A 13,357-nucleotide genomic window follows, 5' to 3' on the forward strand; every position below is an offset into this window, starting at 1 on the left:
ATTGATTGATCTTATTTTATATGTTGATTTAATCTGCGGTACCGATCCTCGCAGCTTTTATGGCTCTGTTCCAGCCTTTAATTCGTGATGTATTATCTATTCCTTCTTGAGCCCTGAATGTTTTATCGATCTTCCATTGCGACCTGATTTGTTCAATGCTATCCCAGTAACCTGTTGCCAGTCCGGCCAGGTAGGCAGCCCCCAGGGCAGTCACTTCAGTGATTTCAGGCCTGACCACCATACTTTTTAATAAATCGGCCTGAAACTGCATCAGCAGGTCGTTACTGGTTGCACCGCCATCAACGCGAAGTTCAGTGATTTCTATACTGGCGTCGGCCTCCATGGCTTTTAACACATCCATGGTTTGGTAAGCAATACTTTCAAGTGCCGCCCTGGCAATATGTGCTTTGTTGGTGCCTCTCGTTAAACCGGTAATAGTTCCCCGGGCATGCTGATCCCAATGTGGTGCACCTAAACCGGCAAAAGCCGGAACAATATACACTCCATTGGTGTCTTTTTCCTGTTTGGCCAGCGTTTCTATATCTGCTGATTTAGAAATCAGTCCAAGCTCATCTCTTAACCATTGTACCACCGCACCTCCTATAAAAATACTTCCTTCCAAGGCATAATTTACCTGGCCATTTATTTTCCAGGCGATAGTGGTTAGTAAATTATTGGCAGATATTTTAGGTGTATCACCAATGTTCATTAACATGAAACAGCCCGTACCATAGGTGTTCTTAACCATTCCGACTTCCGTACACATCTGCCCGAAAAGAGCAGATTGCTGATCTCCGGCAATTCCGGCAATTGGTATTTTAGCCGCCAGGATTTTGCCGGCAGTTTCGCCATATACCTCACTTGATGATTTGACTTCAGGCAACATACTCTTCGGGATGCCAAAAAAATCCGTAAGCTCATCATCCCAGTTCAGCGTATGAATGTTATACAACATGGTGCGTGAAGCATTGGTAACATCAGTAACAAAGGTTTTTCCGGCAGTAAGTTTCCAGATCAGCCAGGTGTCCACAGTTCCGAAGGCCAGTTTACCTGCATCTGCTTTTTCCCTCGCACCCTCCACATGATCCAGAATCCATTTGGCTTTGGTAGCAGAAAAGTAAGCATCAATCACTAAACCTGTCTTCTGTTGTATTTTACCGGAGAATTCCTGCTCCTTAATTTCATCACAATATGCTGAAGTTCGCCTGTCTTGCCAAACAATAGCATTGTACACGGGCTGTCCTGTTTCCTTATCCCATACCACAGTAGTTTCTCTTTGATTGGTAATACCTATAGCATTAATATCTGAAACTGATAATCCAGCCTTTATAATGGCTTCAGTAGCAACAGTTAATTGTGTAGACCAGATTTCCAAGGGATCGTGCTCTACCCAACCGGCCTGCGGATAAACCTGTGTAAATTCCTTCTGCGCAATGGCTACGATTTCGCCATTGTGGTTAAAAACAATCGCTCTTGAACTTGTGGTTCCCTGATCAAGGGATAAGATATACTTGCTCATTATGTTTTGGTTAGATACGTTTAACTTAATTTGGAAGTTGTTCACTGTTTTGATGCCCATAAATATAGCCATCGGCCAGCAGGTTAAAGGCTTTAACCTGTTCAATTTGCCAGGATTCATCCTGACTGAACTCAGCGGCAAGAATGGCTGCTACTTTCGGTGCCATCATTTTTGCTGCCCTGGCATCAATAAATAAGATGCGCAATCTTCTGCTCAGCACATCTTCAACTGTTTTGGCCATTTCATACCTGGCTGCCCAGATTACCTGAATTTCGCTGTCCGGAAAATCAGGGTGAAGCTTTTGGTTAAATTCAGGAAGTTCAGCAGCAAGCTTTTCAATCTTTTCACGGTCTGATCCATAAAGATCAAGATAATGGTTTCCATTAAATGCACTGCAACCATGAATATTCAGGTTTTGGGTTTTGCATGTAGTTGCTTTGAGTTGTGCATGACTGATGGCTAGATCAACGGTTTCCTCTGCCATGCTTCTATAGGTTGTCCATTTACCGCCCGTAATGGTAATCAGGCCTTTGGCTGATACAATAAGTTTATGGTCTCTGCTGATTTCTTTTGTATTGTTTTCATCGCCACTGGCTGGTGCGGCCAATGGACGTAAACCTGAAAACACACTTAAAATGTCCTGTTCATTTGGCACTTTTTGGAAATAATCACCGGCGGTATTTAAAATAAAATCAACTTCTTCTTTTAAAGCCCTGGGTTCTAAAGCGTGTTCATTTAAAGGTGTATCGGTTGTGCCTACCAAAAGGTGATCATGCCAGGGCACAGCAAAAAGTACCCTGCCGTCTGACGTTTTTGGAATCATTAAGGCCGCATGGCTTTGGAGAAATGCTTTGTGCAGCACGATATGCACACCCTGACTCGGCCTGACCAATTTTTTAGAGGTTGGGTCATTCATCGCCAGAATATCATCTACAAATACTCCTGTGGCATTAATCACTACTTTTCCTTTTGCTTTTGCGGTGTTGCCATTAAGCATGTGCAGCATTTCAATACCTGTTACTGCACCACTTTCATTTTTAATAAGGTTGGTTACTTTGGTATAATTACAAAGTGTGGCACCTTGTTCTATAGCAGTTTGAGCAATGTTAATCGCCAGACGGGCATCATCAAACTTGCCATCATAATAGCTGATACTGCCTTTCAATCCTTTAGATCTAATCCCAGGCATTCGTTGCAGGGTTTCTTTTGTTGAAAAGAACCTGGATTTACCAAAAGAAAATTTGCCAGCCAGCCAATCATAAAGGGTTAAGCCCGTCAAGTATTTAATTACCGAAAACCAACTGTAGCAGGGAATAATAAATTCTTCATGATGCACCAGGTGATTGGCATTCTGCTGTAATAAACCACGTTCTTTTAATGCGCGTTTCACTAAACCAATGTCACCTTGTGCCAGGTATCGAACACCTCCATGAACCAGTTTGGTGCTACGGCTCGAAGTACCTTTGGCAAAATCTGATTGTTCTACCAGCAATGTTTTTAAGCCACGGGTAACAGCATCCAGTGCGGTACCCAAGCCAGTGGCACCACCACCTATGATGATGATGTCCCATTCGGAGTGGGCTGGTAAAATATAATCCGATGCTGTTTTCATTTGGTTTCACTAATTTTAAAACGAAACAATACGCAAGTATAGATAATCAAATTCGAAATCATATACGAATTGTATTAAAAAAATATTAAATATTTCCACAAATCAATTTTATAGAGATTTTTATTTGCTATTTTGCGAAATACTTAACTAAAAAAGTTTATGATGAATTTGGCGGAGAGGCACCAGTTTATTTTAAGTCGCTTACAAAAGGATCAATATATCAATGTTGTGGATTTATGTAAGGAGTTGAAAGTGTCTTCTGTGACGATAAGAAAGGACTTAAAACTCCTGGAAGATAAGAGCTTACTTTTCAGAACCCATGGTGGTGCCACTGTTAATAATCCTTATACCATTGATCGGCCGGTAAATGAGAAAGAGAAAATCCAATCTACTGAAAAAAATAAAATCGGTATGGCCGCCGCTGCATTGTTGAATGAAAATGATTCTATTGTCATCGCTTCAGGTACCACGGTTTATTATTTTGCTAAAAACATTACACCATCAACCCATTTAACCGTGGTAACATCAGCACTTAATGTTGCTTTGGAATTAATGCGCGAACCCAATATAGAAGTAATCCAGCTTGGCGGAATTTTAAGAAAAAGTTCTTCTTCGGTAATGGGTGCCTATGCAGAACAGGTGCTGCAGGATTTTTATTTTAACAAACTTTTTTTAGGGGTTGACGGAATTGACCTGGATTTCGGTTTAACCACTACCAATGCGATGGAAGCCCACCTGAACAGAAAAATGATTAATGCCGCTCAAAAAACAATCGTACTTGCTGATTCTACCAAATTTGGAAAAAGAGGCTTTGGGAAAATATGCGGGCTGGAAGAAATTGATCATATCATTACCGATAAAGGAATTTCTGAACAAATTGTAAAACATTTAGAAGGCTTAGGTGTTACTGTAACTATCGTATAAATTTATTTTATACAAGAACCAAAACAATATAATTTGAATATGGAAACTAAACGAATACACATTTTAGAAGACGATCAGGAAATCAGAAATGTAATAGAAATTCTTTTAAAAGAAGAGGGCTTTGAATTGCAGTTATCATCTTCTTTCGCAGAATTGAAAAAAAATATTCAGGATGCTATGCCAGACTTGTTTTTGCTGGATGTGATGTTGCCTGATGGAAATGGTGCAGAGATATGTGAAGATTTAAAAACAGATATGTTTACCAAACACATTCCCATTATTGTAATGTCTGCACAAAATAACAGCGAACAAAAAGCAATTGCAGCCTTTGCCAATGATTACATCAGTAAGCCTTTTGATATTTATGATGTTTTAGACCGCATTAACGCACAGTTAAAAATCAGTAAAGAAAATAGCCCTGCAAAAGCTTAATTACTTTAGTAGGTTAATTAATAACATTTGCAATAATAAAGGCTGGAAGAAATTCCAGCCTTTATTATTGATTGCTATTCTGAATTGAAGATGAAAAACTTTACTGCATATCAAAAAGCCGAAAGATAATCTCTTCCGGCCAATTATTTCCTTAATGAATTAATTAATGTCTTCCATGTCGCCCTCTTGGCCCGCCGTGAGGTCCGTGACCATTATGGTGTCTTCTATCTCCCTTAAAAAAATGGTGTCGACCTCTTCCTGGTCCGGCATGATCTAAACGTGGACCGCCTCCGTAGGCTGATCGGTAAACTCTTGGTCCGTTTGCATACTTCACCCGGTGTGTATAATAGCTTCGGTAAGGCTGATTTCCATATACCACAACCTTTCTTCCCTGGCGCAAATCATAACCCCTGTATCTGGCAGGCAAGCTTCTTGATCTGGTCCACCTGTTTCCATTCAGGTATACAAACTGCCGTTGTGGTACATAATAATAGGAGTTTACTTCCGGTAAATAATAATAGTTTACATTTTGGTAACCAGCAGGAACCCATGCCGGTTGTGTGCCAATATTTACATTTAAACTTACCTGAGCGTTAGATTGACCGGATGTTAAAGCAACAATTCCTGCAATCGCGGAGATGATGAATAGCTTTTTCATAATAATCTAAATTTAATTTGTGTGTTTTAATTAAATTTCAAATGCTGTGCCAAGATTATGATTGTAACAGATATATGAGAATAGCTTCTTAAATCAAATTAGCTAAAATTAAAAGATTGTATGGACAACTTATCTATCAAAACGTATCGCCTGCTTTTGTTTAGCTTATAATTGCAGAAACTGATTGCTATTATTTTTAGTATTTATTGTTATATTTGAAAACTATTGGGATTGATATTTAAATTATGATTGAACTGGAGTTTTTTTCAAGAAAGGCCAATAATGAACTACTCATTTATCAGATGATTCAGTTTTCTCCTGAAGATCCATGGCGTTTATTGCTGGAAGGGGAGTTGCTGGGCAGCATGGAAAAATCAGAAGGAACATGGCGTCAGGTGAGTGGAACAGATTTTTCACCTTCATTTTTAAGTGAATTAGCTGCTTTTATTGATCAGCAAAATTTCAATCACCTGCCTTTGGCTTTAACCTCCAGATGGGGAAATCTGATTCATAAAGTAATTATCAAATCTGACCGGGAATATTTGGTGGTTTGTAAGGCAGATATCAGCTTTAGAAGCTTTGAAGGGATATTTTCAAAGTTTGTATCCGGACTATTAAAAGATGAGTGGTCTGTGACGTTTCAGGTCTTTAACCATGATTTCTCAGATGATTTTACCGTACAGGCAAAACCAACGGTCATGCAAAAAAAAAAGACTGGCTGGGATCAGCAACTTAGCTGATATATTGCCCATCATTCAGGAAGAGCAGCAACAAATCCTGCTAAAAGCTGTTGTATTCCAATGGGAATAAATATTTTGCTCGAAATTGACTGGAAGAATTTTTGGTTAAGGGACCTTGATTTTTCATTGGCACTGGAAATTGGGATCCGTACATTAATCATGTTTACTTTTGTATTGGTGTTTCTGAGGTCATCAGGAAAAAAGGGCGTTCGCCAGCTTAGTATCTTTGAAGTGGCCATCATTATTGCGCTGGGTTCTGCCGCCGGCGACCCTATGGTTAGTTCGGAATCTGCTATTTTACCATCTTTGCTGGTTTTTATCGTTATTCTGCTGCTGTACAGGCTGATTACTTATCTCACGGCTAAAAGCCAGAAAATTGAAATGATCCTGGAAGGAGACCCGATGTATATTGTGGAAGATGGCTTATTTACCATGAAAAAAGACGGTGATGCCAACTTTGCCAAGGATGAATTTTTTGCAGAAATGAGGGTTCAGAATATTGAGCATCTTGGCCAGGTCAGGGCAGCGGTACTGGAAACCAACGGGCAGGTGAGCTTCTTGTTTTATCCCGATGAGCAGATTGATTACGGCTTGCCTATATTCCCAAAACCCTATCATCAAAAAACTGAAAATATTTTTAAGGATGGCCATTATGCCTGTACACATTGCGCCAAAGTGGTAAAAATAGCAACAGCACATATTTGCGAACGTTGTGGTAAAAAGGAATGGGTACCTGCAATTAATACTGTGCGATATACATAATGCCCGAGCTGATTATGTAAAGGATATAATTGTAATCACCACCCAGATTACACTGAAAACACCCCCAAAATATACCAGAGGTAAATTTTGTTTCAGGTTTCTTTTGATCAACCCGGCGTAAATCAGCCAGCTAATGAAAACCAGAAAATATAAAGGAACCGCATAAAATAGCATAATTTAAAAATTAGTTTTTGTGATATTCTGAATTTATTATTTCGATTGATCTGATAAATATACCAGTGTTTTCTGATAAATGCAATTGTTTTCAGGGCTGGCTGATACCTATTGATTCGGATTTATTAAAACTCTACATATAGTTTTTTGTTAGTTAAGCAACTCAATTTTAATTATGAAATATATAAATCTACCCAAGTGGACTATCATTATACCTATACTAGGCATTTTATCTTATTTTTTAACTGGAGTTGAACTAGGTGGCTGGTTCAGGATTATCCTGGCAGGTTTGCTGGTGGGAAGTATTCTGGCTTCGGTACATCATGCGGAAGTAATTGCACACCGGGTTGGTGAACCTTTTGGAACCATTATCCTTGCCCTGGCCATTACTACTATTGAAGTTGGACTGATCGTCTCCTTAATGCTTGCCGGAGGTGATGCCACCCGAGCACTGGCAAGGGATACTGTTTTTGCAGCCGTCATGATTATTTTAACCGCTATTGTTGGTATCTGTTTGCTGCGCGGAGGAATTAAGTTTAAAGAACAGATCTATAAACTACAGGGTGTAAATGCAGCATTGATTACGCTGGCATCCATCCTGGTACTTACCCTTATTTTACCAAATTATACCATTAGCGGTGCGCTTGGAGAATATACCACCAGTCAGTTAATATTTGTTTCTATAGTATCACTGGTTTTATATGGTGGTTTTATTTTTATGCAAACGGTACGCCACAGAGATTACTTTTTACCAAAAGATCCGGCTTCTGAAGAAGAACATGAACATTCACCCAATATTGCAACCACCTTTAGCAGTCTAGCCTTATTAATTATTAGTTTGGTAACGGTAGTGCTATTGGCCAAGTTTCTTTCTAATGATATTGAAGTGATGGTATTGGCCTTGGGTGCACCACAGTCTGTTGTAGGGGTAATTATTGCGGCTATTGTTTTACTGCCTGAAGGCCTGGCCGCTTACCGGGCCGTAAAAGCAGACAGGCTTCAAACCAGCCTGAACCTTGCACTTGGATCTGCTTTGGCTAGCATCGGTTTAACCATTCCGGCAGTTGCAGCAGTGTCTATTGCTTTTGGGATGCCGATTACTTTAGGTATTGATATGAGTTCTACTGTATTGCTGCTGCTATCTATGATTACCATTATGTTCTCGCTGGCTACCGGTAAAACAAACGTACAGCAGGGAGTGGTATTGCTTGTAATATTTGCTTCCTATCTGTTTTATACCGTAGTGCCTTAGAGCAGTTGAGGTTTTGTTTTCGCTTCAGGCCAGAAGGCATATTCATGAATGATTGCCGGTTGTGATTAATTGCGGTTAATAGTCAGTTTTCGTTTGCTCTTTTCAATACTTTCCAGCGAAGCTGAAATCTCATTTAAAAATAAATCACCTTGTTTTTTAGCAAGAAACGCAGCAACCAGGATCTTAATGCGTTGTGCATAAAAGAATTCAATAAGGATTAAAGAAATGAGGAAGACATAGTGCGTAAAGATGAGTCTGGTGTCGGTTTTTCCGTTTAATCCAAGCAGATAGGCAAAGTAATCAAGGATAATCGGAATCAGCAATATTATCACCATTGAAATTATGCCGGTACGAAATGCAGTTTGTTTCTCTGCTTCTGCTACCTGTGCAAGTTGCCTTTCGAGTTTTGATTTTAAGGGCAGTTCGCGATTGGTTTTGGACTGATCAAGAGCGGCTAGTTTTTTTCCATAGCTGATATCGCTCTGACTCATCTTTTCTAAAAGTGCAAGTTCATTTTCATTGAGCTGTTCCTGGTCTGCAACAATAGCTTCCTGCTCTGCTATTAAACGATCCATTTCAGCCAGGTCATCCGGCAGGCCAAGATAGAGCTTTTGTTCTACGGCTAAAATCCGGTCGTCAATAGCTTTCCTAATGCTTTTCAATACCTGGTGGTCATTTCTAAAAGCATCTTTCTGAAGATCATGTTGCTCCTGAATTTCGGTAAGTGCGGCCTCAAATTGCAGTGCTTCCAACTCTTCTTCATTTATGGTTAAACGCTGATAAAGTTCTTTAATGAAAGAATAGCGTTCCTTTGCATCAGGTAGTGCTGAAAGTGTTTCCTGATATTGAGAAAAGTGATTGACTGAAAGTGAACGGACGGACATGTGGCTTTATGGTATTAGGCTTTAAAATTATAAAAATTATATCAACACAATGGTCATTCTTCTGTGCAAAAAGACTTGTGCTGCAAAAGTTTTTAGTTGCCAATGAATATCTGCACCATTAAACGGCTGAAAACCATTAAAGTTTTAAGATTATTCTACGGCTTTTAACCTGAATTATAAATTAAACTTAACTTTAAATGCAAAAGCATTAATATGACACAGAAAACAGAAGTTTGGCAAAGAGGACCAATACCAGAAATTCCTCCGTTACTACAGCCTGTAGCCCATGCTTTGCTGCAGGCCAGGGAAGAACTAAACGAATATCTGAATCAATTTCCGGATGAGCTTCTCTGGGTTCGTCCTGCGGGAATGGCTTCAGCCGGATTTCATTTGCAACACTTAAGCGGCGTGCTGGATCGGGTATTTACCTATGCCAGGGCAGAAAGTCTTTCTGATAAACAGTTCCGGCATTTAAATGCAGAAGGGCATGACAGCACAGGGAAACTTTCTACGCTGATGTTGGTGGAGCGTTTCAATCTTCAGGTGAATCAAGCATTGAAACAATTGACAGAAACAGCGGAATCAACTTTAACCGCATATAGGGGAGTTGGTAGAGCCGGTTTACCTTCTACTGTTATTGGATTGCTCTTTCATGCCGCTGAACATACCATGCGCCATTTAGGACAGTTAATGGTTACCGTGGCAGTGGTGAGAAATAACGGAGTTTGAGTGGATTAATTTCAGCGTATCATTCATCTTCAATAGTTGAATTTTGACGGTTGATAAAATACCAGCTCGCCATACCCCATACCAGTAATATAGTAGATATTCCCAACTCGGGCGCAGCTATTGTTTTAGAAAAAAAGACTGAGCCTGTAGATATCAGACAAGCAAGAATGAAAATGGCTATATTTTTCATAACAATCTGATTTAAGGGTGATTAATGTCGTCAATATAAGAAATTATCACTTAAAAACCAAAAATGTCTGGAAATAAAGTTGTTATTTGTTTAATATGGGCGGAAGAAATGGGTAAAGGGCTGGTTTGACTTAATAAGCGGACTCCAGAAGAAAAAAAAGAGAATATTAAGGTTGCTTCAGGTAATTTTTGATAATGATGTGAATTTCTTCTCTTACCGAGTCAACTGGGTTATTGATCAATTTATGCTGCGCTGAATTATATTTTTCAATAAAGGTAGCTTCCCTGGCATTGAATTTCAGATAGCCCTGCTCAAAAAATCTTTCCTCAATGTCTGCTGATGAATCCATAGACCTGAACCATAACTTAATTAACGACTGAGATTGTTTTTCAAGATAAAGCCAATGGAAAATTTCAGCTAAATCTGCACCCTCATGCATATCCAGTCGTTTAAGTTCCATGATAACTAATCCTTCGCCTTCAAAAAAATATAAGATTTGGTATTGTGACAACATTCCGGCAAATGTAGTGGGCTTATCTTATATAATTGAATTTTATTTTTGAACATTTTCAAAATGATTTTACTGATATTGGCTATTGTCTGAAAATCAAAAACTTGCAGCTTTATTTGGCCCAAATCATTATTTGTGCTTAATCCTGACCAAGTATTTAAAGGCACTGTTTTATAGAATTGAAGCAATAAAATTTCATATACGGACCTGGTATCTACATATTGAATCTAAATTTCTGTTTAACCACTGCCCCTAATGAAATGTAATGATGATAGTTGCGGTAAATTCACGTAGATATACTTGTACGCCAATTCTGATTTATATATAGATTTGAGCTTTTAAATTATGCGACTCTGGAAACAATTATTGCTTATTGATGATGATGAAAACATCCGTGAGATGATTCCATTTATTTTTGATCAGGAAAATTATAAAATTGAAACCATTGCTGATATCAGCGATATCGAAAATTTACTTGAGAAGTTCAAACCAGACCTCATCATGCTCGACATTATGCTGGGAGCTGAGGATGGGAGAGTGATCTGCCGGAAACTTAAGCAAATGCCGGCACTGTCTAACGTTCCCATAATCCTGCTGTCAGCAGCAATTATAAATGAAGAAAGTCTGGACTGCGGACATGATCTTCTGATCACAAAACCTTTTGATATTTCCTACCTGGAAAGCATGGTTGAAAAATTATTACAGAAAAGCCTGGATATCTGACCTGCTTTGGTAAACATTTTGTCAAACCTATTGTTTGGGTTATGCCTGTCTACTTAATCAATAGCTTATGATTTATCAACAAAATAGTAATGTAATGCAACAAGATCTTTTTTATCAACTGGGAGAAAAATCCACTGATGGATATTTTGTTTATGATATTATTGATTGTAAATTTTTATACTTCAACACAGCACTGGCATCCATATGGGGTTTAAAGCCTGAAGATATATCAAAATCACCAACTGTCTTATTTGATCGGGTACATCCCGATGATCAGGTTCTGGTTGGCTATTGTTTTCAGGAAATTTCGGCTAAATCTATTTTCAGAAAGTATGAATTCCGGCTGATGCTGGAAAATGAAGATGTAAAGTACTTAAAAATGAGCATTAGCCAAATAAGCGGTGTTCAGCATACAACCTTATGCGGCATAGTGGAAGATATTACTGTCGACAGACAAAATAAAATCCTTATTGAAATGATCAATAACCGCAAAAATATTGCACTTGAAGTGCTTTCTCACGACCTGAAGGAGCCCTTTGGGATGATGAAACTTGCCGCTTCTTCAATGGTTAATGGCATTGAAGATAAAGATGAAACATATTTATCGGAGGGCTTATCCTTTATTATTGAAATGTGTGAAAGGAATATGAAGATGGTCAGAAGCCTGATCAATAAAGAATTCCTGAAATCATCAGAGGTAGAAATTAAAAAAGAGCGGACTGACCTGGTATGGGAATTCCGGGATCTGATTCGTTTTTACAGGCGATCAAGATTGAAAGAAAAAAAGAACTTTTCATTTAACTGTAAGGCCGACCGCATTTACATTCGCATGGACAGCATGAAATTTCTTCAGGTGTTAAATAACCTGATTTCCAATGCCATTAAGTTTACGGCAGATCAGGGCGAAATTACCCTTACCGCACAGGAAATGGAGGAGACCGTACTGATATCTGTTGCGGATAATGGATGTGGTATTCCTGTTGAGCTGAGGTCAACGCTTTTTGACAGGGGAGAACAGGGCCTTAAACGTGGTTTAAGTGGAGAAGAATCGCACGGACTAGGTATGGGAATCATTAAAGCTATTGTTGATTTACATGGTGGGAAAATCTGGTTTGATACCGAAATAAATAAAGGAACAACCTTTTATATCATGCTTCCAAAATAACATTTAGGTAAATGTTATCGGTCTGGTAAATGACCAGGCTATTTTAAATAAATTATATGATCAGAATTATCTTAGTAGAAGACCATCAGATTGTTCGCAGATCTTTACAGGCGTTGTTAAAGCAACATACTGATTTAGAGGTTGTGGCTGCAGTAGATGGCGCACATGCACTTTTAGAACTTTTAAAAAATGGAACAAAGGCTGATATCGTACTGACAGACGTATCAATGCCGGATATGGATGGGATTCAAATGATCTCAGAAATTTATCTCATCAATACACAGATTCAGGTAGTAATGCTTTCTATCCTTGAAGATGAAAAATATGCGGCGAAATCTTTTGTCGCAGGTGCCCGAGCCTACCTCTCCAAAGATGTGGATGAAACAGAATTGCTATTTGCTTTACGCCAGGTGATGAATGGAAAACGTTATTTATCCTCCGAACTAAGTATTGGTGTACTGGAACGTTTCAATCACCAACTCACCAATATGCCTGAAAAAGGTATGCCCAGACTTGCACTGTCGGAACGGGAGCAATTGGTTTTAGCTTTAATTGCCAATGGAATGACGAATCAGGAAATCGCTGAACAAGTATTTTTAAGCAGAAGAACGGTTGAAGGCATCAGGCAGGCTTTAATTGACCGAACAGGTGCTAAAAATTCAGCTGCATTAATCCGCTATGCGGTATTAAATGGTTATGTAAGTTAATTTAGGTTAGCAACTATTCACCATACTTTACAAGTATAATTCTCCTGAAAAAATCCTGTCATTTTTTCAGGATTTTTTTTGCTTTTATAAAATTAATACCTGGAATCAAACTTTAATTTAAAATGTTGGTTTCTTTTGTATGGATTTTACTCGTGAGCTTAAAGAGATTTATTCCACAGAAATTATAGCGGTAAGAGGTAATTCTGATGCGATTGCCATTACTTTGGTGAAGGAAACTAACTCAAAAAGCTTTATTGCCAAGCTGAAAAGTCGCTTCAGAAATTTAAATCAACCCAGGGTTCTTTTTATCCGCTGTGAGGATGATCATACGATAGAAAAAATAGTTTTGGTTTAATGCCATTTCAATTGCCGATC

General features: G+C 38.7%; 16 protein-coding genes. 10 read left to right on the forward strand and 6 right to left on the reverse strand.

Going from position 1 to position 13,357, the window contains the following annotated elements:
• Positions 1 to 28: 28 nt before the first annotated feature.
• The gene (gene glpK, locus OQX64_RS04600; RefSeq protein WP_265817838.1) at positions 29 to 1,519 is read right to left on the reverse strand and encodes a glycerol kinase GlpK; all 1,491 of its coding nucleotides are present in this window, start codon (positions 1,517 to 1,519) and stop codon (positions 29 to 31) included.
• 25 nt (positions 1,520 to 1,544) lie between these two features.
• A complete protein-coding gene (locus tag OQX64_RS04605; RefSeq protein WP_265817839.1) occupies positions 1,545 to 3,131 on the reverse strand; it encodes a glycerol-3-phosphate dehydrogenase/oxidase in 1,587 nt (528 codons plus the stop codon).
• A 159-nt stretch (positions 3,132 to 3,290) separates the two neighbouring features.
• Between OQX64_RS04605 and OQX64_RS04610 the strand changes: the two genes are divergently transcribed.
• Positions 3,291 to 4,055 carry a DeoR/GlpR family DNA-binding transcription regulator gene (locus OQX64_RS04610; protein ID WP_088302726.1) on the forward strand — a complete coding sequence of 255 codons (765 nt, stop codon included), beginning with the start codon at positions 3,291 to 3,293 and terminating at the stop codon, positions 4,053 to 4,055.
• Between the two features lie 39 nt (positions 4,056 to 4,094).
• Positions 4,095 to 4,487 (forward strand): response regulator transcription factor, encoded by a 393-nt coding sequence (locus OQX64_RS04615; RefSeq protein WP_036677030.1) that lies wholly within the window; start codon positions 4,095 to 4,097, stop codon positions 4,485 to 4,487.
• 163 nt (positions 4,488 to 4,650) lie between these two features.
• On the opposite strand, the gene OQX64_RS04620 is transcribed toward OQX64_RS04615, so the two are convergent.
• Positions 4,651 to 5,145, reverse strand: coding sequence for a hypothetical protein (locus tag OQX64_RS04620; protein ID WP_088302724.1), 495 nt, complete (start codon positions 5,143 to 5,145; stop codon positions 4,651 to 4,653).
• A gap of 245 nt (positions 5,146 to 5,390) precedes the next feature.
• Here OQX64_RS04620 and OQX64_RS04625 point away from each other — a divergent pair, with 245 nt between their 5' ends.
• From OQX64_RS04625 to OQX64_RS04635, 3 genes are all read left to right on the forward strand, one after another.
• Positions 5,391 to 5,885, forward strand: a complete 495-nt coding sequence (locus OQX64_RS04625) for a hypothetical protein (RefSeq protein WP_265817840.1) — start codon at positions 5,391 to 5,393, stop codon at positions 5,883 to 5,885.
• Positions 5,886 to 5,945: 60 nt separating this feature from the next.
• Positions 5,946 to 6,647: a DUF421 domain-containing protein gene (locus tag OQX64_RS04630; protein WP_172406569.1), complete on the forward strand. Its 702-nt coding sequence runs from the start codon at positions 5,946 to 5,948 to the stop codon at positions 6,645 to 6,647.
• A 349-nt stretch (positions 6,648 to 6,996) separates the two neighbouring features.
• Entirely contained in the window at positions 6,997 to 8,073 is a 1,077-nt protein-coding gene (locus tag OQX64_RS04635) for a calcium:proton antiporter (RefSeq protein WP_088302720.1), read from the forward strand.
• Positions 8,074 to 8,138: 65 nt separating this feature from the next.
• Here OQX64_RS04635 and OQX64_RS04640 read toward each other — a convergent pair whose 3' ends face one another.
• A complete protein-coding gene (locus OQX64_RS04640) occupies positions 8,139 to 8,957 on the reverse strand; it encodes a hypothetical protein (protein WP_265817841.1) in 819 nt (272 codons plus the stop codon).
• A gap of 213 nt (positions 8,958 to 9,170) precedes the next feature.
• On the opposite strand from OQX64_RS04640, the gene OQX64_RS04645 reads away from it, so the two are divergent.
• Positions 9,171 to 9,686, forward strand: a complete 516-nt coding sequence (locus tag OQX64_RS04645; protein ID WP_265817842.1) for a DinB family protein — start codon at positions 9,171 to 9,173, stop codon at positions 9,684 to 9,686.
• Positions 9,687 to 9,705: 19 nt separating this feature from the next.
• Here the strand turns inward: OQX64_RS04645 and OQX64_RS04650 are convergent, their stop codons facing one another.
• Positions 9,706 to 9,876, reverse strand: coding sequence for a hypothetical protein (locus tag OQX64_RS04650; protein WP_265817843.1), 171 nt, complete (start codon positions 9,874 to 9,876; stop codon positions 9,706 to 9,708).
• Between the two features lie 166 nt (positions 9,877 to 10,042).
• The gene (locus tag OQX64_RS04655) at positions 10,043 to 10,336 is read right to left on the reverse strand and encodes a hypothetical protein (RefSeq protein WP_265817844.1); all 294 of its coding nucleotides are present in this window, start codon (positions 10,334 to 10,336) and stop codon (positions 10,043 to 10,045) included.
• Between the two features lie 396 nt (positions 10,337 to 10,732).
• On the opposite strand from OQX64_RS04655, the gene OQX64_RS04660 reads away from it, so the two are divergent.
• The 4 genes from OQX64_RS04660 (at position 10,733) to OQX64_RS04675 (ending at position 13,337) form a co-directional block, all read left to right on the forward strand.
• On the forward strand, positions 10,733 to 11,110 hold the full coding sequence (locus OQX64_RS04660; protein WP_088302712.1) for a response regulator transcription factor: 378 nt from the start codon (positions 10,733 to 10,735) through the stop codon (positions 11,108 to 11,110).
• Between the two features lie 67 nt (positions 11,111 to 11,177).
• A complete protein-coding gene (locus tag OQX64_RS04665) occupies positions 11,178 to 12,275 on the forward strand; it encodes a PAS domain-containing sensor histidine kinase (RefSeq protein ID WP_265817845.1) in 1,098 nt (365 codons plus the stop codon).
• Between the two features lie 56 nt (positions 12,276 to 12,331).
• On the forward strand, positions 12,332 to 12,982 hold the full coding sequence (locus tag OQX64_RS04670) for a response regulator transcription factor (RefSeq protein WP_088302710.1): 651 nt from the start codon (positions 12,332 to 12,334) through the stop codon (positions 12,980 to 12,982).
• A 139-nt stretch (positions 12,983 to 13,121) separates the two neighbouring features.
• Complete coding sequence (locus OQX64_RS04675) at positions 13,122 to 13,337, forward strand: hypothetical protein (RefSeq protein ID WP_088302708.1); 216 nt, start codon at positions 13,122 to 13,124, stop codon at positions 13,335 to 13,337.
• Positions 13,338 to 13,357 lie beyond the last annotated feature (20 nt).

This window comes from Pedobacter sp. GR22-10 (assembly GCF_026239715.1).
Taxonomy (GTDB): Bacteria; Bacteroidota; Bacteroidia; order Sphingobacteriales; family Sphingobacteriaceae; genus Pedobacter.